Genomic DNA, 920 nt, shown 5'->3' on the forward strand with positions numbered 1-920 from the left:
CTTTCCTGTCAGGCAGTTCTTGGTTTCTGCGGTGCGGGAAGAATCTTGGCCAGTTTCCTGAGGTTCTGGGCGGTGGCAGCGAGGAGAAATTCGTCGTTCGCGCCGTTTGGACCACGCAATCGGAGGCGGTTGAGGCCGAGTATCCGCTTCAGATGCGCGAACAGCATCTCGACCTTCTTTCGCAATTTCATCGCGACCTCGTACTGCTTGGTTTTGGCGAGATCCCGGGCCATCTGGCGGGCGTCCTCGTGTTCCTCCCGTGTGATGGCGCGGAACGCCATGTTGGGGCAACACCGCGCTTTCGAGGGGCAGCTCTGGCAGGTCAACTTCAACGCCCGATACTTGGCCACGCCCTTGCCGGTCGGGCCGCGGTTTGGGTCTGAGTAGTTCCGGCGGAACTGCTTCAGCGCATGCCCCTCGGGGCAAACATACCGGTCGTTCTCGGCATCCCATTCGAAATCAGTACGGGTCCAGGTGCCGTCCGGACGACCGGCCTTGTCGATGACCGGGATATACGGGTCGATTTCGCGGTCGACCAACCAGCCCAACATCGGTCCCGATCCATAGGCCGTATCCGCGATCAGCCAGTCTGGCACGATGTCGAACTTGTCTTTCACCCGGTCCAGCATCGTCCGTGTCGACCCAACCTCCGCCTGCCGGATCGACCGTGTTCCCTCGACATCCACGATCACCCCGCAATCTGTGTCGATCAGGTAGTTGTCGGAATAGGAGAAGAATGCCGGACCCTTACGAGCTGCGGTCCATTGGCTCGCCGGGTCGGAATGCGAGGTGAACTTGGGCTCGACCTCGCTGGCCGCGCCGAAAGCCTCGTGATCCAGGACTTCGAGATATTCCCTGACTGCCCGAGGCGCATCGGCAGGATCGATGCTTTGGACGTCCCAATCGGCCTTCGGTGTCGA

Annotated in this window: 1 protein-coding gene; it reads right to left on the reverse strand. The window is 60.9% G+C overall.

Annotation, left to right across the window (positions count from 1 at the left end; translation table 11 throughout):
• Nucleotides 1-8 precede the first annotated feature (8 nt).
• Nucleotides 9-920 (reverse strand): transposase (locus AX756_RS24775; protein ID WP_068318567.1); only part of this gene is annotated, 912 nt, incomplete at its 5' end.

It is taken from the genome of Aliiruegeria sabulilitoris, assembly GCF_001558155.1.
Lineage (GTDB): Bacteria > Pseudomonadota > Alphaproteobacteria > Rhodobacterales > Rhodobacteraceae > Tropicimonas > Tropicimonas sabulilitoris.